This is a genomic window from Stenotrophomonas sp. SMYL89, from assembly GCF_036319985.1.
In the GTDB taxonomy this organism is placed as follows: Bacteria; Pseudomonadota; Gammaproteobacteria; order Xanthomonadales; family Xanthomonadaceae; genus Stenotrophomonas; species Stenotrophomonas maltophilia_Q.
Genome location: NZ_JAWIRW010000011.1, coordinates 104,176 through 129,904, shown reverse-complemented (window position 1 = coordinate 129,904; position 25,729 = coordinate 104,176). Strand labels below are relative to the sequence as shown.

At 66.3% G+C, this 25,729-nt stretch carries 20 protein-coding genes and 1 tRNA gene; 13 read left to right on the top strand and 8 right to left on the bottom strand.

Annotated features, from left to right (window positions below; all coding sequences use genetic code 11):
• Positions 1-223: 223 nt before the first annotated feature.
• From V3B41_RS14880 to V3B41_RS14840, 9 genes are all read left to right on the top strand, one after another.
• Entirely contained in the window at positions 224-631 is a 408-nt protein-coding gene (locus tag V3B41_RS14880; RefSeq protein WP_049429886.1) for a DUF2946 domain-containing protein, read from the top strand.
• A gap of 71 nt (positions 632-702) precedes the next feature.
• Positions 703-2,775 carry a TonB-dependent copper receptor gene (locus V3B41_RS14875; protein ID WP_329861637.1) on the top strand — a complete coding sequence of 691 codons (2,073 nt, stop codon included), beginning with the start codon at positions 703-705 and terminating at the stop codon, positions 2,773-2,775.
• 314 nt (positions 2,776-3,089) lie between these two features.
• The gene (locus tag V3B41_RS14870) at positions 3,090-4,196 is read left to right on the top strand and encodes an efflux RND transporter periplasmic adaptor subunit (RefSeq protein WP_295546074.1); all 1,107 of its coding nucleotides are present in this window, start codon (positions 3,090-3,092) and stop codon (positions 4,194-4,196) included.
• Complete coding sequence (locus V3B41_RS14865; protein ID WP_049429889.1) at positions 4,193-7,318, top strand: efflux RND transporter permease subunit; 3,126 nt, start codon at positions 4,193-4,195, stop codon at positions 7,316-7,318. The genes V3B41_RS14870 and V3B41_RS14865 overlap by 4 nt, the downstream gene beginning before the upstream one ends.
• The gene (locus V3B41_RS14860) at positions 7,311-7,907 is read left to right on the top strand and encodes a GNAT family protein (RefSeq protein WP_329861633.1); all 597 of its coding nucleotides are present in this window, start codon (positions 7,311-7,313) and stop codon (positions 7,905-7,907) included. The genes V3B41_RS14865 and V3B41_RS14860 overlap by 8 nt, the downstream gene beginning before the upstream one ends.
• Positions 7,908-8,147: 240 nt before the next feature.
• Positions 8,148-9,665 (top strand): alanine/glycine:cation symporter family protein, encoded by a 1,518-nt coding sequence (locus tag V3B41_RS14855; RefSeq protein WP_010481454.1) that lies wholly within the window; start codon positions 8,148-8,150, stop codon positions 9,663-9,665.
• Positions 9,658-10,491, top strand: a complete 834-nt coding sequence (locus V3B41_RS14850; protein ID WP_049429892.1) for a TrmH family RNA methyltransferase — start codon at positions 9,658-9,660, stop codon at positions 10,489-10,491. Before V3B41_RS14855 ends, V3B41_RS14850 begins: the two co-directional genes overlap by 8 nt.
• A gap of 176 nt (positions 10,492-10,667) precedes the next feature.
• On the top strand, positions 10,668-11,654 hold the full coding sequence (locus tag V3B41_RS14845) for a hypothetical protein (protein WP_197620168.1): 987 nt from the start codon (positions 10,668-10,670) through the stop codon (positions 11,652-11,654).
• 12 nt (positions 11,655-11,666) lie between these two features.
• Positions 11,667-13,118, top strand: coding sequence for an alanine/glycine:cation symporter family protein (locus V3B41_RS14840; RefSeq protein ID WP_329861629.1), 1,452 nt, complete (start codon positions 11,667-11,669; stop codon positions 13,116-13,118).
• 61 nt (positions 13,119-13,179) lie between these two features.
• Here the strand turns inward: V3B41_RS14840 and V3B41_RS14835 are convergent, their stop codons facing one another.
• The 4 genes from V3B41_RS14835 to V3B41_RS14820 all read right to left on the bottom strand — a co-directional run bounded on the left by V3B41_RS14835 (position 13,180) and on the right by V3B41_RS14820 (position 16,376).
• The gene (locus tag V3B41_RS14835; RefSeq protein ID WP_329861627.1) at positions 13,180-14,601 is read right to left on the bottom strand and encodes a M28 family peptidase; all 1,422 of its coding nucleotides are present in this window, start codon (positions 14,599-14,601) and stop codon (positions 13,180-13,182) included.
• A gap of 242 nt (positions 14,602-14,843) precedes the next feature.
• The gene (gene mscL, locus V3B41_RS14830) at positions 14,844-15,248 is read right to left on the bottom strand and encodes a large-conductance mechanosensitive channel protein MscL (protein ID WP_049429896.1); all 405 of its coding nucleotides are present in this window, start codon (positions 15,246-15,248) and stop codon (positions 14,844-14,846) included.
• 54 nt (positions 15,249-15,302) lie between these two features.
• A complete protein-coding gene (locus V3B41_RS14825) occupies positions 15,303-16,019 on the bottom strand; it encodes a fumarylacetoacetate hydrolase family protein (protein ID WP_329861625.1) in 717 nt (238 codons plus the stop codon).
• 75 nt (positions 16,020-16,094) lie between these two features.
• Positions 16,095-16,376, bottom strand: coding sequence for a hypothetical protein (locus V3B41_RS14820; RefSeq protein WP_019660189.1), 282 nt, complete (start codon positions 16,374-16,376; stop codon positions 16,095-16,097).
• Between the two features lie 178 nt (positions 16,377-16,554).
• Here V3B41_RS14820 and V3B41_RS14815 point away from each other — a divergent pair, with 178 nt between their 5' ends.
• Positions 16,555-16,890, top strand: coding sequence for a Rieske (2Fe-2S) protein (locus V3B41_RS14815; protein ID WP_099553760.1), 336 nt, complete (start codon positions 16,555-16,557; stop codon positions 16,888-16,890).
• A 306-nt stretch (positions 16,891-17,196) separates the two neighbouring features.
• Here V3B41_RS14815 and V3B41_RS14810 read toward each other — a convergent pair whose 3' ends face one another.
• The 4 genes from V3B41_RS14810 to thiS form a co-directional block, all read right to left on the bottom strand.
• Positions 17,197-19,044 (bottom strand): SLC13 family permease, encoded by a 1,848-nt coding sequence (locus V3B41_RS14810; protein ID WP_197633144.1) that lies wholly within the window; start codon positions 19,042-19,044, stop codon positions 17,197-17,199.
• A 27-nt stretch (positions 19,045-19,071) separates the two neighbouring features.
• The gene (gene trmB / locus V3B41_RS14805) at positions 19,072-19,806 is read right to left on the bottom strand and encodes a tRNA (guanosine(46)-N7)-methyltransferase TrmB (RefSeq protein ID WP_049429900.1); all 735 of its coding nucleotides are present in this window, start codon (positions 19,804-19,806) and stop codon (positions 19,072-19,074) included.
• Positions 19,806-20,600, bottom strand: a complete 795-nt coding sequence (locus tag V3B41_RS14800; RefSeq protein WP_005410813.1) for a thiazole synthase — start codon at positions 20,598-20,600, stop codon at positions 19,806-19,808. Before V3B41_RS14800 ends, trmB begins: the two co-directional genes overlap by 1 nt.
• A gap of 117 nt (positions 20,601-20,717) precedes the next feature.
• Positions 20,718-20,918: a sulfur carrier protein ThiS gene (gene thiS, locus V3B41_RS14795; protein WP_049429902.1), complete on the bottom strand. Its 201-nt coding sequence runs from the start codon at positions 20,916-20,918 to the stop codon at positions 20,718-20,720.
• A 207-nt stretch (positions 20,919-21,125) separates the two neighbouring features.
• On the opposite strand from thiS, the gene V3B41_RS14790 reads away from it, so the two are divergent.
• The 3 genes from V3B41_RS14790 to V3B41_RS14780 all read left to right on the top strand — a co-directional run bounded on the left by V3B41_RS14790 (position 21,126) and on the right by V3B41_RS14780 (position 24,869).
• Positions 21,126-22,961: an autotransporter domain-containing protein gene (locus V3B41_RS14790; RefSeq protein WP_329861620.1), complete on the top strand. Its 1,836-nt coding sequence runs from the start codon at positions 21,126-21,128 to the stop codon at positions 22,959-22,961.
• A gap of 117 nt (positions 22,962-23,078) precedes the next feature.
• Positions 23,079-23,152, top strand: a tRNA-Gly gene (locus V3B41_RS14785).
• A gap of 103 nt (positions 23,153-23,255) precedes the next feature.
• Entirely contained in the window at positions 23,256-24,869 is a 1,614-nt protein-coding gene (locus V3B41_RS14780; protein ID WP_329861618.1) for a site-specific integrase, read from the top strand.
• Positions 24,870-25,729: the final 860 nt, after the last annotated feature.

The window sequence follows — 25,729 nt, the reverse complement described above, 5'->3', positions numbered from 1 at the left end:
GTCCGGTTGCGGGGGCGTGAGCCGCATGGATGCGGCGACCGAGCCTACATGGACGTATTCACGGCGTCCCCCGCAACCGGACCCACCCCGCCATCCCACGGATTGCCCGCTTTTGACGTTGACGTTGATTCGGCAGGTGCAGGGCTGCAAGCCCTGCCGATAAACCCTCTCCTGCGACGGTTCGTCGCACGGGCAACCCTCGACCCGCCTCTACACTAGCGGGGTGACCCGCCTGTCCCGCCCGCAGCGCCTTCTGCTCCAGCTCGCCATCCTGGCGACGCTGCTGATGGTGCTTGCGCCGCTGGTCAGCCGCGCGCTGCAGGCGCCGCCGATGGACCACGCCGCCATGGGCCATGACATGCACGACATGGCCATGGCCGGGCACGATCATCATGGCGCTGCGCCGGCAGCGCCCAACCGCCCCGCCGATCCCCACGCCATGCACGGCGAAGCCTGCGAGTACTGCGTGCTGGCCATGCGCCTGCTGCCGTGGCTGGCGGTGCTGGTGCTGCTGTTGCCGTTGCTGTGGCGGCCGCGCCTGGTGTTCCCGTGGTCGCAGCAGGTGCTGCCCGCGCTGCACTGGCCAGCACATGCCGCACGTGGGCCACCACGCGTCTCCATCGTCCGCTGATATCCCCATGAATCTGCCGCACGACGCCTGACCGGGCGCCGTGCGCGCGTGCGTACCCTGGAGCTGTTCCGATGAAAATGACTTCCCGCCCCGCGGGCGCCTGCGCGCGCCTGCCGGTTGCCCTTGGCCTGGCCGTGGCCACGTCACTGGCCCACGCTGCGCCCGCCGAAGAGGCGCGCACCCTCGACACGATGGTGGTCACCGCGGCCGCGCCGTCGTCGCCGCTGCACTGGGTGACCGATCCGCGCCTGCCGCGGCAGCCGGTGCCGGCCAGTGATGGTGCCGATTACCTGAAAACCGTTCCCGGCTTCTCCGCCATCCGCAACGGCGGCACCAATGGCGACCCGGTACTGCGCGGCATGTTCGGTTCGCGCCTGAACATCCTCAGCAACGACGGCAACCTGATCGGTGCCTGCCCGTCGCGCATGGACAATCCGCTGTCCTACATCGCCCCGGAGAGTTTCGACCGCCTGACCATCATCAAGGGCCCGCAGAGCGTGCGCTGGGGCGCAGGTGCGTCGGCCGGTACCGTGCGCTTCGAGCGCGACACGCCGCGCTTCGAGGAGCCGGGCGTGCGTGCCGATGCCAGTGCGCTGGTCGGTTCGCGCAACCGTAACGACCAGGTACTGGACCTGACCCTGGGCAACCCGACCGGCTACGTGCGTGCCAGCGGCAACCGTTCCGAAGCCGATGACTACAAGGATGGCCACGGTGACGTGGTGCCGTCGAAGTGGCGCAAGTGGAACGGTGATGTGGCGATCGGCTGGACGCCGGACGCCGATACGCTGCTGGAAATCTCCGCCGGTGCCGGTGATGCGATCGCGCGCTATGCCGGGCGCGGCATGGACGGCGCCGCGTTCGAACGCACCAGTTACGCGGCGCGCTTCGAGAAGCGCAACTTGCCGGGCGCGTGGGACACGGTGCAGGCCAACGTGTACTACAACGAGGCCGACCACGTGATGGACAACTACACGCTGCGCACGCCGAATCCGAACAGCGTGATGCCGATGCCGATGGCGTCGAATGTGGACCGCCGAACCCAGGGCGGCCGCGTCAGTTCCGAGTGGCGCTGGCAGGACGTGCAGCTGGTGGCGGGTGTGGATGGCGAAGACAGCCGCCACCGCGGCCGCATGGGCATGGGCCGCGACACCTACCGCCAGGCGACGTGGGAGACCGATGCCAACTTCCGTCGCTATGGCGTGTTCAGCGAACTGACCCTGGGCGCCGGCACCGACCAGCGCTGGATCAGTGGCCTGCGCATCGATCGCGCCAGCGTGCGCGATGAGCGGCAGTCGATCCGCGGCATGATGGGGAACATGCCCAATGCGACCTCGGGCCAGCGTCGCAAGGAATGGCTGGGCAGTGGTTTCCTGCGTTACGAACAGGACCTGGCCGACGGCCTGACCTGGTATGCCGGTCTCGGCCACAGCCAGCGCATGCCCGATTACTGGGAGCTGTTCTCACCCGATCACGGTCCGGCCGGTGCACCGAACGCCTTCGCCGGCATCCAGCCCGAGCGCACCACCCAGCTCGACGTCGGCCTGCAGTACAAGGGCCCGCGCGTGCAGGCCTGGGTCTCGGCCTACGCCGGGCAGATCCAGGACTACATCCTGTTCACCTATCACGGCAGCGGCATGATGGGCATGATGGGCATGAGCCAGGCCAGCAACATCGATGCGCGCATCGCCGGTGCCGAGGCGGGGCTGGAAGTGAGTGTGGCCGAGCAGTGGAAACTGGGGGGCACGCTGGCCTATGCCTGGGGCGAGAACCGCGACCAGCAGCGTCCACTGCCGCAGATGCCGCCGCTGGAAGCGCGCCTGAGTGCGAACTGGGAAGGCCAGCGCTGGAGCGCGGGGGCCTTGCTGCGCGCGGTGACCCACCAGCATCGTGTCGCAGATGGCCAAGGCAATGTGGTGGCCCAGGACCTGGGTCCCAGTGCTGGTTTCGCCACGTTCGCGCTCAACGCCGCCTATCGCTTCAGTTCGCAGCTGCAGCTCAGCGCGGGTGTCGACAACCTGTTCGACCGCGCCTACAGCGAGCACCTGAACCTGGCCGGCAGCGCCGACTTCGGCTTCCCGGCCGATCCGGTGCGCATCAACGAGCCCGGGCGCAGCCTGTGGATGAAGGTGAACTACCGGTATTGACCAGCGTGCGGAACGGTAGCGCCAGGCCATGCCCGGCGTTGCTGCCGGGCAAAAAAAAACGGGGCCGGATCCCCGCCAGGATCCGCCCCCTGCCCAACGCCCTCCGTCGGGCAGCTTCGACTCTACGATGGCAACGCCTGCGTTGCACGGCTGGATACACCCCGACACACGCCGACACCGCCATGGGCAGCCTTGCACGGAACGGGTTCAAGGCGCTATCACGGCTTCGGTTCCACGCCGGTAAACGCTTGGCACATACCGCTTTTGCGGGCCCTTGCCTACACTCGGCGGCCGTGGATCAATCAGGACCGTTCATGTTGGCTCGTATCGCTTCGACCCTGGCCCTTGGCCTCAGCCTGGCCGTGCTGGCCGGGTGCGCAGGCAAACAGGAGGCCGCCGCGCGTCGGCAGGGCGAAGCAGTGCCGGTTACCGCGCAGCTCGTGCAGCCCACGCAGTGGAACGACACCCTGCAGGCGCTGGGCACCGCCAAGGCACGCGAGTCGATCAGCGTGACCGCCAAGGTCAGCGAAATCGTCGAGAAGGTGCATTTCGAAAGCGGCCAGCACATCGCCGCCGGTGCGCCGATCGTGACCCTGCGCGGCCAGGCCCAGGAAGCGGCGCTGGTGCAGGCGCAGGCCACGTTCCACGAGGCCGACCAGCTGTACAAGCGCCAGCGCGAGCTGGCCTCCCAGCGGTTGGTGTCCAGCGCCACGCTGGATACGCAGAAGTCGATCCGTGATGCCGCTGAGGCGCGCGTGATGCAGATGCAGGCCGACATCGGTGATCGCCGTGTGCGCGCGCCGTTCGCCGGCGTGCTTGGCATCCGCCAGGTCAGCCCTGGCTCGCTGCTGACCCCGACCACGGTCATCGCCACGCTCGACGACATCGAGCACATGCACATCGATTTCCAGGTGCCGGAAGTGGAACTGGCCGCGCTGGGCGTCGGTGACAAGGTCAGTGCCACCAGCGTGGCGTGGCCGGGCCGTACCTTCGAGGGCGTGGTCAGCACCATCGACGCACGCATCGATCCGGCCACCCGCGCGGTGACCGTGCGCGCCGACTTCGCCAACGGCGACCACGCACTGCGCCCCGGCATGCTGCTGGACGTGCGCCTGTTCCGCCCCGAGCGCCCGGCGGTGGTGGTGCCTGAAATCGCCGTGGTGCAGGTCGGCCGCGATACCTTCGTGTACCGCATCAAGAACGACGACAGCGTCGAGCGCGTGGACGTGGTGACCGGTGCGCGCCGTGCCGGCGTGGTCGAGATCAAGCAGGGCCTGGAGGCCGGCCAGCGCATCGTGGTCGACGGCACCGGCAAGCTGCGCCCGGGCCTGAAGGTCACGGCCAAGGATGCGGCACCGGCCAGCGGCGCGAAGCCGGCTGACGCGCCGGCACCGGTCGCGGCTGAGGGCCACGGCGGATGAAGCTGTCCGACATCTCCATCCAGCGGCCGGTGTTCGCCGTGGTGATGAGCCTGCTGTTGCTGGTGCTGGGCGTGATGTCCTTCACCCGCCTGACCCTGCGCGAACTGCCCGCCATCGATCCGCCGATCGTGTCGGTGTCGGTGGACTACACCGGCGCGTCGGCGGCGGTCATCGAAAGCCGCATCACCCAGGTGCTGGAAGACGCACTGGCCGGCATCGAAGGCATCGATACGATCAACGCGCGCAGCACCAACGGCCGCTCGCAGGTCAGCATCGAGTTCACTTCCAACCGCGATATCGAAGCGGCGGCCAATGACGTGCGCGATGCGGTCAGCCGTGTCGCCGACCGCATGCCGGAAGAAGCGCGGCCGCCGGAAATCGCCAAGGTCGAAAGCGATGCCGACCCGATCATCTGGTTCAACATGGTCTCCTCGACCATGGACACGCTGGAACTGAGCGATTACGCCGACCGTTATGTGGTCGATCGTTTTTCCAGCCTCGATGGCGTGGCCCAGGTCCGCATTGGCGGTCGCCAGCGCTATGCGATGCGCATCTGGCTGGACCGTGACCAGCTGGCCGCACGCGGGCTGACCACCGGTGATGTGGAAACCGCGCTGCGCAACGAGAACGTGGAACTGCCTGCCGGGCGCATCGAGTCGACCGACCGCGATTTCACCCTGCGCGTGGAGCGCAACTACATCAAGCCCGAAGACTTCGCCACCATCCCGCTGGGCAAGGGCCGCGACGGCTACGTGGTGCGCATGGGCGACGTGGCGAAGATCGAGCTGGCCTCGGCCGAGCGTCGCGCGTACTACCGCAGCAACGGCGAGCCGGGCATCGGCCTGGGCATCGTCAAGACCTCCACCGCCAACTCGCTGGACGTGGCGCGCACGGCGCGTGCCGAAGCCGAACGCGTTGCGCTGTCGCTGCCCAAGGGCACGCAGATCTTCGTGGCGTTCGACAACACCACCTTCATCGAAGCCGCTGTGGACCGCGTCTATGCCACGTTGGTGGAGGCGATGATCCTGGTGCTGGCGGTGATCTGGCTGTTCCTGGGCAGCTTCCGTGCCGCACTGATTCCAGCGGTGACCGTGCCGGTCTGCCTGGTGGCTGCGTTCATCGCACTGTATGCGTTCGACTTCTCGATCAACCTGCTGACCCTGCTTGCCCTGGTGCTATGCATCGGCCTGGTGGTGGACGATGCGATCGTGGTGGTGGAGAACGTGCAGCGCCGCATCGACCTGGGCGAGCCCCCACTGGTGGCCTCCAAGCGCGGTACCACGCAGGTTGCCTTCGCGGTGATCGCCACCACCGCCGTGCTGGTGGCGGTGTTCCTGCCGGTCGGTTTCCTGGAAGGCAATACCGGCCGCCTGTTCCGCGAACTGGCGGTGGCGCTGGCGGCAGCGGTGGCGTTGTCCGCGTTCGTGGCACTGACGCTGACGCCGATGATGGCCTCCAAGCTGCTCAAGCCGCACACCGGACACGCCCCGCGCGGCCTGCATGGCTTCATCAACCGCAATCTGGAACGCCTGGCCTCGGGCTACGGCCGCGTGCTCGACCACCATGTCGACCGCACCTGGATCTACCTGCTGGTGATGGTGGCCGCGCTGGCCGCCAGCTGGGGCCTGCTGAAGCTGCTGCCGTCGGAACTGGCGCCGGCCGAAGACCGCGGTTCGTTCCAGATCATGATCGACGGCCCGGAAGGCGCCGGCTACGACTACACCGTGCAGCAGGTGCAGCAGGTGGAAGCGCTGCTGGCCCCGCACGTCGGTCCGGACAAGCCGATCGTGCGTGCCAATCCGCGCGTGCCGGGTGGTTGGGGCGCGAGCGAGGAAATGCACACCGGCCGCGTCAGCATCTTCCTGCAGCCGTGGCGCCAGCGCAGCGAGGCCACCCCAGATGTGGCCAACGCACTGCAGAAGGAACTCGATACCATGCGCGGCGTGCGCGTGCGTACCCAGGTCGGTGGTGGCCTGGTGCGCAGTGGCGGCCAGCCCTTCCAGATCGTGCTGGGCGGGCCGGAATACGCGGAGATCGCGCAGTGGCGCGACCGCATCCTGCTGCGCATGGCCGACAATCCCGGCCTGGTCGGCCCGGATTCGGACTACAAGGAAACCCGGCCGCAGATGCGGGTGAACATCGACCGCCAGCGCGCGGCCGATCTCGGCGTGCCGGTCACCGCGATCGGTTCGGCGCTGGAAACCATGATGGGTTCGCGCCGCGTCACCACCTTCGTCGACAACGGCGAAGAGTATGACGTGCTGGTGCAGGCCGGTCGCGATGGACGCGCCAGCCCGGCCGACCTGGCTGCGATCCGCGTGCGTGCCACCTCCGGTGAGCTGGTGCCGCTGTCCAACCTGGTCACGCTCAGTGAAGTGGCCGAGGCGGGCACCCTGAACCGCTTCAACCGCCTGCGCTCGATCACCATCACCGCCGGCCTGGCGCCGGGCTATCCGCTGGGCGAGGCCATTGCCTGGGCGCAGAACGTGGCCCGCGAAGAGCTGCCGCAGTACGCACAGGTGAACTGGAAGGGCGAATCGCGCGAGTACCAGAGTGCCGGTGGCGCAGTGCTGCTGACCTTCGCCATGGCCCTGCTGGTGGTGTACCTGGTGCTGGCCGCGCAGTTCGAAAGCTTCATCCACCCGCTCACCATCATGCTGACCGTGCCGCTGGGCGTGCTCGGTGCGCTGGTCGGCTTGTGGGTGAGCGGGGGCACGGTGAATCTTTTCAGCCAGATCGGCATCGTCATGCTGGTCGGCCTGGCGGCGAAGAACGGCATCCTCATCGTCGAATTCGCCAATCAGCTGCGCGACGACGGGCGCACCGTGCGCGAGGCGATCATCGAATCGGCGATGGTGCGCCTGCGCCCGATCCTGATGACCTCGATCGCCACCGTGGTGGGTGCGATCCCGCTGGTGGTGGCCGGTGGTCCCGGCTCGGCCAGCCGTGGCACCATCGGCATCGTGATCATCTTCGGCGTGACCCTCTCGACGTTCCTGTCGCTGTTCGTGGTGCCGGCGTTCTACGCGCGACTGGCCCCGTACACCCGCTCGCCGGAAGCGGTGAAGCGCGAACTGGAGAAGCAGGAAGCCGAATCGCCGTCGGTGGGTGGGCATGCCTGACGCTCGCGCCGACGGGGTCGGATCGGGGGTCGGATCCCGTTCCCAACGGGAAAGGGCTCTGACCCCACCCCTGCAAGGCGACGGCTTCCAACTTCGCCCCTGGCGCCCCGACGACCTCGAATCACTGCTGCGCCACGCCAACGACCCCGACGTGTCCCGTGGCCTGCGCGACCGCTTCCCGTACCCCTACACGCGTGCCGACGGCGAGGCCTTCCTCGCCGGTCGCGTGCTGGCGCCCGGTACCCTGAATCTGGCCATCGAGATCGACGGCCAGGCCTGCGGCAGCGTCGGCGCCCAGCAGGGTGTGGCCGAGCGCGGACACATGGCCGAGCTGGGCTACTGGCTGGGCCAGGCCTACTGGGGCCGGGGCCTGATGACCCGGGTGGTTGGCCTGTTCGCGCCGTGGGTGATGGACGAACTGCGCCTGTTCAGGCTGCAGGCCGGGGTGGTCGACTTCAACCTCGGCTCGGCACGGGTACTGGAAAAGAACGGCTTCCAGGAAGAGGGCGTGGATCGCTGCGCGATCTACAAGCGGGGCGAGCTGCACGACCTGCGCCGCTTCGCCCGGGTACGCACGCAGCTTCCCTGAGCAGCCGGGGAGGGGGAGGGGTAGAGTCGACTGTCAGTCGACTATCGCGCGCAGCGCGGGCTCTTTTGCAACCGGGGCCAACGGCAGTCGACTAACAGTCGACTCTACCGCCGCTATTCCGGCCCTCCCGAGGCCGCCTGCCTTCTGCCGCTACCGCAGCGGCCTTCGATCAGGGAGAATCGACCGGTCCCCTCCAGCCGACGGGACGTCCTTACAACCCGCCGACTGGAGAGAGCGCGCGTGGAAGCTACCGTACATTTCATCAACAGCATCATCTGGAGCAAGGCACTGATCTTCATGTGCCTGGCCGCCGGCCTGTTCTTCAGCCTGCGCACGCGCTTCATGCAGATCCGTGGTTTCGTCGAGATGTGCCGCCTCACCGTCAAGGGTGAGAAATCCGACGCCGGCGTGTCCTCGTTCCAGGCCCTGGCCATGTCGATGGCCGGCCGCATGGGCATCGGCAACATCGCCGGCGTGGCCACCGCCATCGCCTTCGGCGGCCCCGGTGCGATCTTCTGGATGTGGGTGATGGGCTTCCTCGGCGCGTCCACCTCGTACGTGGAATGCACCCTGGCGCAGATCTACAAGACCAAGGACGCCGAAGGCCGCTACCGCGGTGGCCCCGCCTACTACATCGAAAAGGCCATGGGCCTGAAGTGGTACGCGCTGGCCTTCGCCATCGCCACGATCATCGCTGCCGGCTTCCTGATGCCGGGCGTGCAGGCCAATGCCATCGCCGACAGCATCATCAACGCCTGCCGCGGCACTGCCCTGTGCGGTCCGCTCGATGGCCAGGCCTTCGGCATGGAGTCCGTGCAGGCGCTGAAGCTGGGCATCGGCATCGTCGTGGCCCTGCTGCTGGGCGTGGTGATCTTCGGTGGCGTCAAGCGCATCGCCAACTTCGCTGAAGTGGTGGTGCCGTTCATGGCAGCCGGTTTCATCCTGATGGCCATCGTCATCATGATCATCAACTACGACCGCGTGCCGGAAATGTTCGGCATCATCTTCAAGAGCGCCTTCGGCACGCACGCGGCGTTCGGCGCGATGATGGGCCTGGCGGTGGAGTGGGGCATCAAGCGCGGCATCTACGCCAACGAAGCCGGCCAGGGTTCGGGCCCGCATGCGGCGGCCGCCTCGGAAGTCTCGCACCCGGCCAAGCAGGGCTATGTGCAGGCCTTCGCCATCTACTTCGACACCATGATGGTGTGCACCGCCACCGCGTTCCTGATCCTGGCCAGCGGTACCTACAATGTGTACTCGCCGGTGCCCGGCGCCGCGCCGATCTTCCAGGGCCTGGCCGGCATTCCGGAAGGCGCGGGCTACGCGCAGGCTGGCGTTGAAGCGGTGCTGCCGGGCTGGGGCTCGGCGTTCGTCTCGATCGCCATCTTCTTCTTCGCCTTCACCACCATCATGGCGTACTACTACATGGCCGAGACCAACCTCAGCTATGTGAACCACAACAAGAAGCGCCCACTGACCGTGCTGCTGCTGCGCCTGGGCATCATCGGCATGGTGGTGTTCGGCGCGTTCCACAATGCCACCCTGGCCTGGGCGCTGGGTGACATCGGCGTGGGCCTGATGGCCTGGCTGAACATCATTGCCATCCTCATCATCCAGAAGCCGGCGATGCTGGCCCTGCGTGATTACGAACGTCAGAAGAAGCTCGGCCTGGATCCGATCTTCGACCCCGATGCCCTGGGCATCAAGAACGCCGATTTCTGGCGTCAACGCAAGCTGGAGTTGTCCCGTAGTGAATGATCCCTGGAAGAATGCCCGCCGCCCGTCGTCGCGACCGCCGCGGGCCACCCCGCTGCCTCCGCGTGAGGGCGGCACCCCGCCGCCGCCGGGGCGCGGCAACGACGAACTGCGCCTGTATGGCTGGAACGCCGTGCAGGCCCTGTTCGCCAAGCGCCCGCAGGCGCTGCGCAAGCTGTACCTGGTGGACGCGCTGATTCCGCGCATGCAGCCGGTGCTGAAGTGGTGCGTGGCCAACCGCGTGGGCTATCGCGTCGTCGAGGAAGGCGACCTGAACAAGCTGGCTGCCACCACCCATCACGAAGGCCTGGTGGCCGACGTGCTGCGCGCGCCGGTTGTGCCGCTGGCACAGTGGCTGGCCGATCTGGGCGAAGGCCCGGCGCTGGCGTTGTGGCTGGACGGTGTCGGCAATCCGCACAATTTCGGCGCGATCCTGCGCTCGGCCGCGCACTTCGGGGTCAAGGCGCTGCTGCTGCCGGCAGGCAGCACGCTGGCGCTGTCCGGTGCTGCCGCACGCGTGGCCGAAGGCGGTGCGGAATCGGTGCAGCTGGTGCAGTTGCCGGAGACCGCGGAGGCGATGGCACAGCTGCGCAGCGCCGGTTTTGGCCTGGCCGCGACGCTGGTTGAGGGCGGTGATGACGTGTTCCGCGCGTCGCTGCCGGACCGGCTGGTGTACGTGATGGGCGCCGAAGGCGAGGGCATGGACCGTGGCCTGGCGAGCCAGTGCGATCTGCAGGTCTCGATTCCTGGCAGCGGCGCGGTGGAGAGCCTGAACGTGGCCTCGGCCACGGCGGTGCTGCTGGCGCAGTGGGCCAGCCGACGCGGTTGAGCCCCGTGACCGAGGTCAGATCCCTCGCCCAGGGCGGGGGCTCTGACCCTGGGCGGCAGCTTAGTACGCTTTGCAACGCGCATGGCGTGCTGGTGATTTGAAACTTTCCTTATTGGTTCGCCATTCCCGGCGACGCAGGGTGGAACTCCAACCCTCGTTGTCCCGGAGTGGCTGTCATGTCCCATCTGCAACGCACCCTGTCCGTGTCCCTGCTGCTGGCCAGCGCGCTGGCCAGTGCCAGTGCCTGCGCCAACGAACGCAGCCTGGAAAACGTCAATTTCATGGGGCCGTTGATCACCCCCAATCCCGCGGGCCTGCCGCAGGGCCGCTGGTTCCTCGAACCCTATCTGGTCCGCGTCGACAGCAACGCCTACTACGACGCTGACGGCGAGCGTCGGCGCAGCGCGCAGGACAGTGGTGCGTGGGCGGTCGTCATGCCGGTGATGTACGGCTTCAGCGACCGCCTGATGGGCCAGGTCAACCTCAGCGCGTCGCGCTCCGAATCCGGCAGCGCGCGCAGCAGTGGCTTCCGCGCCGGCGATACCACCGCCCGCCTGCAGTACCTGCTGCAGGCACCGAATGCGGACGGCACCCGTCCCGCTGTTTCAGTGGCGCTGGTGCAACGCTTCAGTACCGGCAGTCACGATCGCATCACCGGCAATGCGCTGGATGCGCAGGGCGATGGCGTGCAGCGCACCACAGCTGCGTTGGGCGTGCAGCAGGTGGTGTGGATGGGCAACGAGCGGCCAATGCGCTGGCGCGCCCAGCTCAGCGCAGGGCCTGCACCGTCGCGCACCGCCATTTCCGGCGCCAGCGTGTATGGCACCGATGACAGCTTCCAGGGGCACATCGCGCGTGGTTCGGTGCTGGGTCTGTCGGTGGCGGCCGAGTACAGCTTCAACCCGCGCTGGGTGGGCGTGATGGAAGTGGCTGCCAGCCGCGAGACTGGCCAGCGGCTCAGCGGCTTCGCGCGCAACGCCGGAGGCGCCATCGAGCGCATCGACGAGCATCGCCCGGCCAGCCGCAGCGTCACTCTGGCACCGGCAGTGGAGTACCACTTCAGTCCGTCGCTGGGCTTGATCGCCGGCGTGGAATTCACCGTGGATGGACGCAACACCGGCCGCATCGTCAGCCCCCAGGTCGCCCTGGGCGTGTTCTTCTGAGGGGCGTTGCATATGAGCATCGAATCGATCGTCAATGCCGTACTGGGCATCATCTGGAGCCCCTTGCTGGTCGTGCTCTGCCTGCTGGCAGGTCTGTATTTCAGCGTGCGCACGCGCTTCATCCAGCTGCGCGCGCTGCCAGACATGCTGCGCCTGATGTTCCGTCACGAACGCTCTTCTGCGGGCGTCTCACCCTTCCAGGCCTTGTCGTTGTCACTGTCCAGCCGGGTCGGCGTTGGCAACATTGCCGGTGTCGCCATGGCCATCTCCTTCGGCGGGCCGGGTGCCATTTTCTGGATGTGGGTCGTGGCCTTCCTCGGCGCTTCCAGCGCCTTCATCGAATCGACCCTGGCGCAGATCTACAAGGAGCGCGACGCCAGCGGCCAGTACCGGGGCGGCCCGGCTTACTACATCGAAAAGGGCCTGGGCCAGCGCTGGTACGCGGTGCTGTTCGCGCTCGTTACTGTTCTGGCCGGGGCGATGCTGGCGGGTACCCAGTCCAATGCCATCACCAGCGCGGTGAACGAGGCGTGGGGCATACCTGTGGCAGGCACCACGGCGGTGTTGCTGGTCGTACTTGCGGCCGTGCTGTACGGCGGCGTGCGGCGCATCGCCCGGGTAGCCGAGTGGGTGGTGCCGATCATGGCCGTGGCGTATCTGCTGGTCGCGGCCGTGGTCATGGTGATCAACGTGGACAAGGTCCCCGAGGTCTTCGGCCTGGTGCTGCGCAGTGCCTTCGGTGTGGATGCTGCGTTCGGCGCGATGATCGGTACCGCAATCCAGTGGGGCGTGCGCCGCGGAGTTCTATCCAACGAGGCGGGCATGGGCAGTGGTGCGCATCCGGCCGCTGCAGCGGAGGTCTCGCATCCGGTCAAGCAGGGCCTGGTGCAGTCGTTCTCGGTCTACATCGACACCATGGTGGTATGCAGCGCAACGGCCTTCCTGATCCTGTCCACCGGGCTGTACAACGTCTACGAGCCGGCCGTGAAGGGTGTTCCCGATGAAGCGCGCCTGCTGTTCGCCAGCCTGCCGGGTGTCGAGGCCGGTCCACGCTTCGTGCAGCATGCGGTGGAATCGGCGCTGCCGGGCTTCGGCAAGTCGTTCGTCGCGCTCGCTATCCTGCCGTTCGCTTTCACCACCATCCTGGCGCTGTACTACATGGCCGAAACCAATGTCAGCTACCTGTCCCGGGATCGTCCCGGGCGGGGGACCATCACCGGCTTCCAGTTGATGTTCCTGGCTGCCACAGGCTACTCGGCAGTCAACACTGCGACGGTGGCCTGGGCCTTGGGCGATATCGGCGTGGGCATGATGAGCTGGTTGAACATCATTGCCATCCTGCTGCTACAAAGGCCTGCCCTGGCCGCACTGCGCGATTACGAGGCGCAGAAACGCAAGCAGCGTGATCCACTGTTCAAGCCGCAGACGATCGGGATACGCAATTCGCGGGTTTGGGAGGGCTAATGCGATCAGGGGTCAGAACCCTCGCCAATAGCGAGGGCTCTGACCCTGCGGCGCTACCGCATCACTCGTTCGGTGGCGTGGTCGCCTTGGCTTCGCTGCCGAAGCTGCCGTCAGCTTCCGCCGCCAGGTACGCGAACACGGTGTACGCGGCCACGTTCTGTGCCAGTGCCTTCGGGTCGATCTTGTCCAGCGTGTCGTCGGCGGTGTGGTGCAGGTGGAAGTAGTCCGATCCATCCTGCGCCAGCCACGCCCACGCACCGCCCTTGGCGGCCAGCGGGCCGACGTCCGGTCCCGGGCCACCCTTGTCGGCCTGGTACTCGATGCCCAGCGGCTTCATCACTTCGGCAATCTGCTTCGTCGCTTCGCGCGAGCCTTCCGGGTTCGGCGAACCGGTGTTGAAGGCGTAGATGCGACCAGCACCGAAATCGCTCTCGGCAGCCAGCTGGTGCAGGGCCACGTCCTTGGCGTGCGCTTCGGCGTAGGCCTTGCCGCCGTACAGGCCTTGTTCCTCGTTGGCGAAGGCGATCACGCGGATGGTGCGCTTCGGTGCCTGCTTGAGCAGGCCGATCAGGTGGCCTGCGGCCATGGTGATGCCCACGCCCGCGCCGTCATCCACCGCGCCGGTGCCCAGGTCCCATGAATCCAGGTGACCACCAATCACCACCACTTCCTTCGGCAGGCTGCGGCCGGTGATCTCGCCGATCACGTTGTACGAGGTGGCGGTGCCATCCCAACCGCAATCCAGCGCGACCTTCACCGTGGTGCTGCCACGGGCCAGCAGGCGCGCCAGCTGGTCGGCATCGGGCACCGACAGCGCCGCCGACGGCACCGGGGTCAGGCCGTCATCGAAACGGGTGATGCCGGTGTGCGGCACGCGGTGCGAGTCGGTACCGGCCGAGCGCATCAGGAAACCCACCGCGCCCTTGCGGATGGCCTCGGACGGGCCCTTGCTGCGGATCGCACCGCCACGGCCGTAGTCGCGGCCATCGCGGAACGGCAGCATCTGGTAATCGACGAAGGCGATCTTGCCTTTCAGCGAACCGGCCGGTGCGGCCTGCAGTGCGGCCAGATCGGCGAAGCGGACCACTTCGGCTTCAACGGTGCCGCCCGGGCTGCCGCCCAGTGCGGTGATCTGCAGCGGCTGCGGGTTCTTGCCGGTCACGGCGGCGTGTTCGCTGCGGCGCTCCCACTTCGGGAACGTCACCGGCTCCTTCCACACCTTGTCGAAGCCGAGGGCCTTGAACTTGGCTTCGGCCCAGGCCACGGCACGGGCGTCGGCTTCGCTGCCGGCGATGCGCGGGCCGATCTCGGTGGTGAGCGATTCGACCACCTTCCAGCCGGTGTCGTCGGCCAGTGCCTGATCGCGCAGCTGTGCAGCGGTGGCCAGCGATGCCGGGGGCAGGGTAGTGATGTGCGGCGCCGCAAAGGCCGGAGCGGCCAGCAGGGCGAGGGAGGATGCGATGGCAAGGACGCGGCGACGCATGGGCAACTCCGGAAGGGACCAAGCCTTGGAGCTTAACAGTCGTTCAGGCCCGCGCATGGGCGGGAGGTCATGCCTGGCGCGAACGCTGTTTTCCGCCATGTCCGGCAAAGCGAAGGCCCCGCCGGAGCGGGGCTTTCGCCTGCTTCTGTAGAGCCGAGCCCATGCTCGGCTGCCTTTTGCAGATCAGCCGAGCGTGGGCTCGGCTCTACAGGTGGGAGGGGCGCCGACGGCACCCGGTACCCTTACTTCTTCAGGCTGTCGCGGATCTCGCGCAGCAGCACCACTTCCTCGGCCGGGGCGGCCGGTGCTGCTTCCTGCTTGCGCGACAGGCGGTTGATCGCCTTGACCACGATGAAGATGGCGAAGGCCACGATCACGAACTGGATGACGGTGTTGATGAAGTCGCCATAGCCAACCACCACGGCCGGAATCTCCTTGCCATCCGGGCCCAGGTGAGCCGGCGACAACGTCCAGGCCAGGCTGGAGAAGTCCACGCGGCCGATCAGGTAGCCCAGCGGCGGCATGATGATCTTCTCGACCAGCGCGGTCACGATCTTGCCGAAGGCCGCGCCGATCACCACGCCGACGGCGAGGTCGATGACGTTGCCGCGCATCGCGAATTCCTTGAACTCGGTGAGCATTCCCATTGTTGTTGTTCTCCGGTGGGGAAGTGGACAGCGCGCAGGGTAGCGCAGGTGATGTCAGCCCGCGATCACGCCATGGCGTTCGGCCACGTTTTCCAGGCGCGCACTGAAGCGATCGCCCGGCTTCAAAGCGGCGACCCCGGACGGCGTGCCCATGAACACCAGATCGCCCGCGCGCAGCTGCCACAGCTTGGACAGCTCGTGCAGGATCTCCGGCACGTTCCAGATCATCTGGTCCAGCAGCGCCTGCTGGCGCACCTCGCCGTTGACCTCCAGCGACAGGTTCAGCGCGGCCAGGTCGCCGACTTCCTCGGCGTGGACGATTTCGCTGATCGGCGCGGAGGCATCGAAGCCCTTGGCGGCGTCCCACGGATGGCCCTTGTCCTTGGCCGCGGCCTGCAGGTCGCGGCGGGTCAGGTCCAGGCCGACGGCGTAGCCGTAGACCAGTGTTTCAGCATCGGCCACGGCCAGCTCACCGGCAGGCGCATCGCGGCCGATCGCCACCACCAGCTCCACTTCGTGGTGCAGGTTGGCGGTTGCCGGCGGATAGGGGATCACGTCGTCGTGGCCGACCACGATCGCATCGGCCGGCTTGCTGAAGAACATAGGGCGGCCGCGGTCATCGGCCGCTGGCACCGCTGCGCCCATTTCACGGGCATGGTCGGCGAAGTTGCGGCCGACGCAGTAGATGCGGTGCACGGGGAAACTGCCGCCGCCCGCCACCGGTACACGCGGCAGGGCTACGGCGGGGATCACATCGGAGACATCGGACATGCGGGCATCCAGGAAGGGCGTGCCCGCAGTCTAGAACGCATGGCGCCCGCCGTCAGCGGGCGCGGAAGACGTGGATCAGCGCGAGGCCGGCAGCACCGGCTTGCGCACTACGCGGTACTCGCCCTCGACCACGGTCGGGTCGACCGGACGCGCGGCGCCGGGCTTGCGCGAGGCCAGCAGCTTCCACGCCAGGCCGACCAGGATCATCGCCGCACCGACGAACACACCGATGAACACCATCGCGGCCAGGATCGCCAGGCCAAGCAGGCCCACGGCAACGCGCACCAGCGGATGGCGCGGCTTGCGCGGCGCGAACAGGGTGCGGAACTGGTTGAAGGCGGATGCGCGATTGAACATGGCGGCTCGATAGGCTGGGATCAGCGAAACCAGAGTATCGGGACGCGCCACTGTCATTGAGTGAAAAACTCGTTAAATATAGCCTGTGCTTATTACGGATCAATGACTTGTGTTCATGTCGCAGCCAGTCACCTGAGCAGGCATGCGACAATTCCGGTTTACCGTCCGAGCCTTCGCCATGACTACCGCCGCTGCCCTGATCGCCCTTGAAGCCATTGCCGATGGCGCGTTTGCCGAGGTCGAAGCGGTGGTTGATGGCGATGCCGAGTCGCTGGTGCTGTACCGCGACGGCGGGCAGGTCCGAGCCTTCCTGAACATCTGTCCGCACGCCGGCCGCCGCCTGGACTGGGCTCCTGGCCAGTTCCTGAAGAGCCGTGAGGGCCACCTGGTGTGCGCCGCGCATGGCGCCTCGTTCGCCCTGGACAGCGGCGACTGCATTGCCGGCCCGTGCAAGGGCGACCGCCTGCGCGCCGTGCCGGTGGACGTGCGTGACGGGCAGGTTTACCTGGCCTGAGGCCGGAAGCAGTCGAGCACGGCTCGACTCTACAAAAGCCGTGTCGACCAAGGTCGACACCCACCAGAGCGAGATCCGTGCCGACCAAGGTCGGCACCCACCATCAGCAGCATGAACCTGTCGAAGGCGGGGCACTGTGGGTTTGCGGGGTGTGAGCGGCATGGATGCCGCGACCAAGCCCCCATGGACGGGTTCACGGCGTCCCCGCAAACCCACAGTGCCCCGCCATCCCACGGAATGCACGCTGTTGCCGTTGCTTCGGCTTCTGCGGGTGCAGGGCGCAGCCCTGCCAACAAACCCCAACCCTCAGAACATCAGGTTGATCATCAATACCACCACGCAGGTGTAGATCAGCGACAACGGTCCGCCGACCCGCCACATCTCGCGCGGGGTGTAATTGGCCGGACCGGTGATCATCGAAATCACCGGGTTCGATGCCGTCATCAGGTTGTTGGACGCCGACAGCGCCACGATCAGCGCGAACGCGGTCGGGTTGCCACCGGCCGCCAGTGCCAGGTTCACCGCAATGGGCACCATCACGATGGTCGCACCCACGTGGCTGATCACCAGCGAGAACGCCGTGGTCAGCAGCGCCAGTGCCACTTCCAGCACCCAGATCGGGATACCGGTGGGCAACTTGTCGATGGTATGGCCAGCCACCCACGCCGCCGCACCGCTGGAATCCATCGCCCAGCCGAGCGGAATCAGCCCGGCCATCATGAACACCGTCTTCCAGTTGATCGAGGCGTAGGCCTCGTCCATGCGCAGCACGCCGGTCAGCAGCATGCCAGCCACGCCGGTCATCAGCGTCAGCGCCACCGGCAGCTTGCTGGTCAGCGCGATGAGGATGGTCAACGCGAAGATCGCCATCGCGATCTTGAACTTGTGCGGGCGCTGTTCGCCCGTCGGGTAGTCGGTCACCACCACGAAGTCGCGGCTGCGCGCGGCCTGCGCCAGGTCGGTCCAGATGCTGTGGAACACCAGCATGTCACCGGCGCGCAGCTGCACATCGCGCACGTCCTCGCGGATCACCTGCTTGTCGCGGTTGATCGCCAGCAGGCTGATGCCGCGCTCCTTGCGCAGGCGCAGATCGGCCGCGCTCTTGCCGATCACGTTCGAGGTCGGCGGCACCACCGCCTCGGAAATACCGGCACGGCTGGGATTGAACAGGTCGCCCAGGTGCTTCAGGCGCGAGGACATGCGCAGGAACTGGTTCTGCGCGAAGTCGCTGATCTGCTCACGCGGCCCCATCGCACCGAGCACGCTGCCAACCCAGATGCGCATTTCCGCCGGCGGCGCCAGGCGGGTGTCGTTGCCGGTCTTCAGGGCAAGCAGCAGCGGCGCGTCGTGCAGGTTCTCGGCCTCGCCCAGGGTCATGCCCACCAGCGGGCTTTCGGCACTGACCACCAGCTCGAACACATCACCTTCAATGCCGTAGGTCTTGGCGAAGTAGCTCTCGGTGCGCGCCGGCGTGACACCGTCGTTGACCAGGCTTTCTTCTTCGACCAGCTTGCGGTCGCCGTAATAGCGGAAATACAGCAGCGAGGCGATCAGCAGGGCCACGCCGATGGGCAGCGGCGCGAACATGCGCAGCGGTTCGATGGTGGCCAGGCCCGAGGGCAGGTTGTTGTTGGCCGAGGCCAGCAGATCGTTCAGCAGGATCAGCGGCGAGTTGCCGACCATGGTCAGCGCGCCGCCCATCACGATCGCCGCCGAGATCGGCAGCAGCAGGCGCTGCAGGGTCAGGCCGGTGCGCGCTGCCAGCCGCGAAGCGACCGGCAGGTACAGCGCCATCACCGACGGGTTCTGCATGAAGGACGAGTTCAGGCCGGCGATGGCCGTGGTCATCATCAGCAGCCGCTGCTCGACGCCATGGCCGCGCCGCAGCAGCCAGGCGGCCAGCCGGTTCAGCGCCCCGGTGCGGTCCAGACCCGCACCGAGGATGGTCGTGGCGATGATGCTCATCACCGCGTTACCGGAGAAGCCGCCGAAGATCTCTTCTGGCGCGATCAGGCCGGTGACACCCAGCACCACCAGCACCACCAGCGCGACCACGTCGGCGCGGATGCGCTCGAACAGGAACATCGCCATCGTGAAGCCGACCAGCCCGAGCACGAGCTTCATGTCGTTGGTCAGCGTCAGCGCGGTATCCATGTGGGGCGCGGTGTCCTCAGATGATCGTCAGGTGCGGTCGTACAGCAGGTCCCAGACGCCGTGGCCGAGCTTCTGGCCGCGGGTCTCGAAGTGGGTCTGCGGGCGCCAGTCCGGGCGCGGCACGCTGCCACGCGGGCCGGCACGGTTGACCAGGCCGGCAGTGGCATCGAGCACGTCCCACATCTGCTCGGCGTAGTCTTCCCAGTCGGTCGCGCAGTGCAGGCGGCCACCCGGGCGCAGCTTGCGCACCAGCAGGTCGGCGAACGCCGGCTGCAGCAGGCGGCGCTTGTTGTGGCGCTTCTTGTGCCACGGGTCCGGGAAGTAGATGCGCACTTCATCCAGCGCACCGTCGGCGATCTCGTTCTGCAGCACCTCCACGGCATCGTGGTGGTACAGGCGCACGTGGTCGGCGTTGTCCTCGGCCAGCGCGTTCAGCAGGCGACCCACGCCCGGGGCATGCACTTCGATGCCGATGTAGTCGCGCGACGGGTCGTGCTGGGCGGCGAAGCGCAGCGCGGCACCGTTGCCGAAGCCGATTTCCAGCACCTTGTGCGCCGGGCGGCCGAAGGTGGCATCCAGGTCGCGCGGCTGGCCGTTGTAGTCGATGCCGAAGCGCGGCCAGCGTTCATCGAACGCGCGCTGCTGGGCGGGAGTGAAGCGGCCCTGGCGCAACACGAAGCTGCGCACCTCGCGGCGGCCCTCGCTCACAGTGAAGGGCTTGGGCGGGGCCTTGGAGCCGGCGCTGTCAAAAGGATTGGTCATCAGCCGATCAGCCCATCCACCGGGGAGGAGGCGCTGGCGTAGCGCTTGCGCGGAATGCGCCCGGCCAGGAAGGCCTCGCGGCCGGCCTCGACTGCCTTGCGCATGGCGCTGGCCATCAGCACCGGGTGGCGTGCACCGGCAATGGCGGTGTTCATCAGCACGCCATCGCAGCCCAGCTCCATTGCGATCGCCGCGTCGGAGGCGGTGCCCACGCCGGCGTCGACGATGATCGGCACCTTGGCGTCTTCGATGATCTGCAGCAGGTTGTACTTGTTCTGGATGCCCAGGCCCGAACCGATCGGCGCGGCCAGCGGCATCACCGCGGCGCAGCCGATCTCTTCCAGGCGCTTGGCCAGGATCGGGTCGTCGGAGGTGTAGACCATCACCTCGAAACCGTCCTTGACCAGCTGCTCGGCAGCCTTGAGGGTCTGCACCACGTCCGGGTACAGCGACTTCTGGTCGCCCAGCACTTCCAGCTTGGTCAGGTTGTGGCCGTCCAGCAGCTCACGGGCCAGGCGGCAGGTGCGCACGGCATCTTCGGCGGTGTAGCAGCCGGCGGTGTTGGGCAGGATGGTGTAGCGCTCCGGCGGCAGCACGTCGAGCAGGTTCGGCTCCCCCGGGTTCTGCCCGATGTTGGTGCGGCGGATCGCCACGGTGACGATCTGGGCGCCTGCAGCCTCGGTGGCCAGGCGGGTTTCTTCCAGATCCTTGAACTTGCCGGTGCCGGTCAGCAGCCGCGAGCCATAGGTCTTGCCGGCGATCACCAGCGAATCGGGGGAGACATGAACGTTCATGGCGCGATTATCGCCTATCCGCCTGAAGATGGGGTCATACAGCGGGCAGGGCCGAGCATGGGGTCAGAGCCCTTTGCCACCGGCAAAGGGCTCTGACCCCTGAAGACCCGCGCAGCCTCAACCCCCGCCCAGTGCGTGCACGATCTCGACCACATCACCCTCGGCCAGTACATGTTCGCCGTGGCGGCTGCGGCTGACGATTTCGCCATTGACCTCCACGGCCACCCGGCGCTGCAGCAACTGCTCGGCCTCGAGCAGGTCGTGGACGGTCGCCGAAGCGGGCAGGGTGCGGGGTTCGCCATTGAGCTGGATGTTCATCCGCGCATTGTCGCCGATAGCCCGCCGGGATCGGAACGCTTGCAAATTGAACGGGGCGCCAGCTCCGGCACAGCAGGTTTCCCGGTGATCGGGCGACAATCCATGCGGCGGCGCAGCGTGAGCAAAACGCGGCGCAGTGAAACCATTCACCGTGCGCCGGCGTACGTGCGCCGGGTCCCCAATGATTTCCCCACAGGAGTTTCCTACATGCAGCTCAGCAAACACCCGATCCGCTCCCTGATGGCGGCCGCGATCGCGCTGGCCGCGCTTCCGGCCATGGCAGGCGAATCCCCGTATTCCAAGGCCGTGTTCTTCGGCGACAGCCTGACCGATGCCGGCTATTTCCGCCCGCTGCTGCCGGCCGATGTGCGCCCGGTAACCGGCCAGTTCACCACCAACCCGGGCTGGGTGTGGTCGCAGCAGGTCGCCAACTACTATGGCCTCAATGGCGCCGCCAATGGCAACGGCCAGAGCGGTGACAACTACGCGGTCGGCGGTGCCCGCGTCGGCGTGGACGTGGCGAGTCCGATGGGAACCATCCCGTCGCTGAAGTCGCAGGCGGCCCGTTATCTGGCTGCCAATGGCGGCAAGGCTGACGCCAATGTCCTGTATACGGTGTGGGGCGGTGCCAATGACCTGTTCGCCGCCGCCGCTGCGCCGACGCAGGCACAGGCCATCATCGGCGCCGCCGTCACCGACCAGATCGCCCTGGTCGGCGCGCTGAAGCAGGCCGGTGCCGAATACGTGCTGGTGCCGAACCTGCCCAACGTCGGCCTGACTCCGGCCTTCCGCGGCCCGAATGCCGCCGCTGCCACCGCGTTGTCGGCCGGCTACAACAAAGCGCTGTACGGCGGGCTGAAGCAGGCCGGTATCGAGTTCATTCCGCTCGATACCTTCACCGTTCTGGGCGAAGTCGCCGCCAATCCAGGCATGTATGGCTTCACCAACGTCACCAGCACCGCCTGCAAGATCGATCCGGCCAACTCGACGCAGAGCATCCTGACCTGCAATCCGACCAGCTACGTCAGCCCGGATGCGGCCAACACCTATCTGTTTGCCGATGGCGTGCATCCGACCACGGCGGGCCACCAGCTGCTGGGCCAGTACGCGGTCTCGGTGCTGGAAGCCCCGCGCCTGCAGCAGGTGCTGAGCCACTCGGCGCAGACCATTGGTCGCTCGCGTGCCGACCAGGTCAGCATGCACCTGGGCGGTCGTCCGGCCGACGGCCTGTCCTGGTGGGGTGGCGTGCGCGGTGACCTGCAGCGCTACGACCACGCGGATCTGTACGACGGCCTGGCGCCGGCCGGCCTGTTCGGCATCGACTGGGCGCGCGACGGCATGGTGGTCGGCGGCTTCGCCGGCTTCGGCCGCCTCAACGCCGATTTCGGCAACAGCCGTGGCGACTTCACCCAGAAGGACACCACCGCCGGTCTGTTCGCCGGCTGGTACGGCGATCGCATCTGGGTCAACGGCCAGGTCAGCTACACCTGGCTGTCGTATGACGTGAACCGCAAGGTCCAGCTCGGCCCGGCCACCCGCGAGCACGGTGGTTCGCCGGACGGCAGCAACCTGACTGCCGCCCTGAACGCCGGTTACGAGTTCGGCACCGAAGGCGGCTTCCGCCACGGTCCGATCGCTTCGGTGATCTGGCAGAAGGTGAAGATCGATGGTTACACCGAAAGCGCTGCGGCCGGCACCCTGGCCACCGCGCTGGGTTACGACCGACAGAACGTTGACTCGACCGTTGGCCGCATCGGCTGGCAGGCCCGCTTCGATGGCGGCACCCTCAAGCCATACGCGCAGCTGACCTACGACCATGAGTTCGAAGACACCAAGCAGGCCAGCGCATGGCTGCAGACGCTGCCGGAACTGGGCAGCTATCGCGTGCCGGGCCTGAACTTCGACAAGAACTACGCCACCGTGGTGCTGGGTGCCCGTACCGAGCTGTTCGGCCTGCAGAGCAACTTCGGCCTGAGCGCTTCGGCCGGGCAGAAGCGTGCCCAGGACGCGACGCTGTTCGCCAACTTCAGCGGCAGCTTCTAAGCAGAAACCAGGCGGGGTCGGATCCCTTTCGGCAACGAAAGGGCTCCGACCCCGCTCTGATGCGGGGGGGCACCATTGCACAACACCGGCCCCAGCGCATAGACTTTCCACCGCAACGCGGGCGTAGCTCAATGGTAGAGCTGTAGCTTCCCAAGCTACTGACGTGGGTTCGATTCCCATCGCCCGCTCCATTTGACACCGGATCTGCGCCTAAGTTGTTGATAGCGCACGGGTGATTTGGCAGAAGAACGAACGCTCAAACGACCTGTCCAGGTATCGTTCGAGGTATCGTTTTTGCCCAAGCCGCTGCTTCTTTCTCGTCCCAGTGGGCTATACGCCCGCTTTCTTGTGCCCATCGATTTGCGTGCCGCCATCGGTTCGCGCTTCCTCGTTCGTCCTCTCCATGAGCCTGCCGGCGATAGGGCACGGCTGGTGGCCGCCTGCATGGGCGTGGCACTCTCTCAGGCATTCGAAGCGATACGCCAGGGGGACGCGGTGGATCTGAAGAAGGCACTGGAAGCTGCACGTGCTGCTGGACGCAGGGACCTGATCATCAAAGGCATGACCCTGCGCAACGGAACGCATGTTGCTGAGGCTCAGCTGGAGACACTCCAGGACGTGGAGATGCTGGAGCGGCTGATGGGGCAAGTGGCGGAGAAGGATCCGCTGGCTGCTGCGTTGGCCGGCTACCTGCCTCAGGTGCCCAAGTCGGCTACGGTCCCGTCAGGACCACTGCTCTCCGTCTGTATCGATAAGCATCTGACCAGCTTGGGAAAGCTGGCGCCGAAAACCATCATCGAAAGTCGGCACAGCCTGCGAATTCTGTTGGGCCTTGTTGGGGACATTCCTGTTTCCACACTGGACGCTGACCACGTGCAGGCCTTCATGGACGCGGTGGAGCATTGGCCTAGAAACGCAACCAAGCACAAGCTGTATCGCGACCTCAGTGTCCTGGAGGTTCTCGCGCTCTCCAAACGCAACGGCGAAAAGGCACCGGCCAGTGCCACGCTCAGCAAGCATTGGGACAGATTGAGGGTGTTCATTTCGCACCTGCGCAAACAGCGGCTTCTACAGCTTGACCCGATGGAGGGCATCGCCTCACCGTCGGAACGGCGAGGAGTGGAGGAGCCGGAAACGGGTCGCCCGTTCACTCATGACGAACTGAAAGCAGTGTTCGGATCGGGTTTCTTGCGCTGGGCCTCGAAGTATCCGCATCGCTTCTGGGGGCCGATATTGGGTCTATACAGCGGCGCGCGCGTGAACGAAGTGGCGCAGCTGCGCGCAGCAGATGTGATGCATGTGAATGGGGTTGCCGGCTTCCTGGTCACAACTCTGGGAGAAGGAAACAAGGTCAAGAACACGAGCTCACTTCGGTTCGTTCCATTGGCGCAACCGGTGTTGGATGCAGGTTTCCTCCATTTCGTAGATGAGGTGCGAGCGTCCGGCGTGGATCGCCTTTTTCCGGACCTTCCCAACAGCACAGGATTGGGCTTTGGGCGTCAGCTGTCACGGCAGTTTTCGACCTACATCAAGCGGCAAGGCATCACCGAAGAGGGCATGGGATTTCATGCCTTTAGGCACTACTTCATTACCCACATGGATCGAGCGCTGTTGGCCACCGGCATGGAGGTCGGCGCCCGGGACGTGGCCATTGGCCGCATCACCGGACATGGCAAACCGCCCAAATCGGTCTTGCGGAAAGTCTACGTGGACAACAGTGGGTTGGCCGTGCCAGCGGCAGTTCAGCCAGAGACCTTGCCTCTGCGGGTGGAGACGTTGGCGATGTTCAATCCGCCGGTGACCCTGCCGTCGCATGTGCCGGGTCAATTTGGGGAGAACTTGCAACGGGCCGCTACGGAAGCCAAGCGAATTGCGCGAGAGGCAAAAAGAAACAAAACATCCGCATGACTGCCGCGGTTGGGATGGCGTTGGCCCGGCAAGACGTGGAAGCCGATGAGGCGCGGTTTCCACTCACTTCGAAAGCAGAAGTTCAGCCTCTCGGACGCGCAGGCATACCGTCCGAGTTGCGGGTCCAGGTGGTTGAGCGAGCTGACGACGAGCACCAAGCCACGTATAGCCACGAATTCACCGTCCAAGAAGATCTGCATGGCCCGGGCGCGAACACCCCTGGGCTGGCAGTGCTGGACTTCAACTTGAACCTACCGGTTCTCAAGGCACTCCTGTCCGAAGGTGCTCCGCGAAAGCGTGCGAAAGCAAAGCCCGAGCACGCTCCAGCCTGAGGCGGCAGGAGCAGGGCAAGAGTTTGGCTTCCGTCGGAGCTGGCCAGACGAGGCATTGGTCGGCCCACTGCGAAGCCACAGGTGCATCAAGCAACACAGTGGCCCGAGGCAGCCTCGGCTGCGGACAGTCTGCGAACATATATTGTTATGTCATAACATTTCAAGTGGCCTCAGTTGGATTGTGCGGAAGGGCCGTCACAGTCTTGAATGAAAGCGCCTGCTGGGTGCACCAATGTGAACCACGAAGGCCACAGCGCGTCGCTGACGAAGCTCCGGCGCATCGAGAATATTGGTTAACTCGATGCCGCCACGCTTGGTCTCGAGGCGAATTCGCAACTCTCATTACTCCGACAGCATCGCAATGGAGGCTATATGCGTGATCTTAGTCAATTGGAACTTGCAGAAGTGTCAGGCGGTACGAAGGGCATCAACATTCAGATTGGTTCGAGCGAAGGAAGCCACGTCAGCGGAACTCTCCACAGCTTCATGGAGACCGCGTATATGTATGGAAGGGTTGCGCCCTTCAGT

Coding starts and splice junctions, on each gene's coding strand:
- V3B41_RS14875 (WP_329861637.1), top strand. CDS start 703: ATGAAAATGACTTCCCGCCCCGCGGGCGCCTGCGCGCGCCTGCCGGTT.
- V3B41_RS14870 (WP_295546074.1), top strand. CDS start 3,090: ATGTTGGCTCGTATCGCTTCGACCCTGGCCCTTGGCCTCAGCCTGGCC.
- V3B41_RS14865 (WP_049429889.1), top strand. CDS start 4,193: ATGAAGCTGTCCGACATCTCCATCCAGCGGCCGGTGTTCGCCGTGGTG.
- V3B41_RS14860 (WP_329861633.1), top strand. CDS start 7,311: ATGCCTGACGCTCGCGCCGACGGGGTCGGATCGGGGGTCGGATCCCGT.
- V3B41_RS14845 (WP_197620168.1), top strand. CDS start 10,668: ATGTCCCATCTGCAACGCACCCTGTCCGTGTCCCTGCTGCTGGCCAGC.
- V3B41_RS14840 (WP_329861629.1), top strand. CDS start 11,667: ATGAGCATCGAATCGATCGTCAATGCCGTACTGGGCATCATCTGGAGC.
- V3B41_RS14835 (WP_329861627.1), bottom strand. CDS start 14,601: ATGCGTCGCCGCGTCCTTGCCATCGCATCCTCCCTCGCCCTGCTGGCC.
- mscL (WP_049429896.1), bottom strand. CDS start 15,248: ATGGGAATGCTCACCGAGTTCAAGGAATTCGCGATGCGCGGCAACGTC.
- V3B41_RS14825 (WP_329861625.1), bottom strand. CDS start 16,019: ATGTCCGATGTCTCCGATGTGATCCCCGCCGTAGCCCTGCCGCGTGTA.
- V3B41_RS14820 (WP_019660189.1), bottom strand. CDS start 16,376: ATGTTCAATCGCGCATCCGCCTTCAACCAGTTCCGCACCCTGTTCGCG.
- V3B41_RS14815 (WP_099553760.1), top strand. CDS start 16,555: ATGACTACCGCCGCTGCCCTGATCGCCCTTGAAGCCATTGCCGATGGC.
- V3B41_RS14810 (WP_197633144.1), bottom strand. CDS start 19,044: ATGGATACCGCGCTGACGCTGACCAACGACATGAAGCTCGTGCTCGGG.
- trmB (WP_049429900.1), bottom strand. CDS start 19,806: ATGACCAATCCTTTTGACAGCGCCGGCTCCAAGGCCCCGCCCAAGCCC.
- V3B41_RS14800 (WP_005410813.1), bottom strand. CDS start 20,600: ATGAACGTTCATGTCTCCCCCGATTCGCTGGTGATCGCCGGCAAGACC.
- thiS (WP_049429902.1), bottom strand. CDS start 20,918: ATGAACATCCAGCTCAATGGCGAACCCCGCACCCTGCCCGCTTCGGCG.
- V3B41_RS14790 (WP_329861620.1), top strand. CDS start 21,126: ATGCAGCTCAGCAAACACCCGATCCGCTCCCTGATGGCGGCCGCGATC.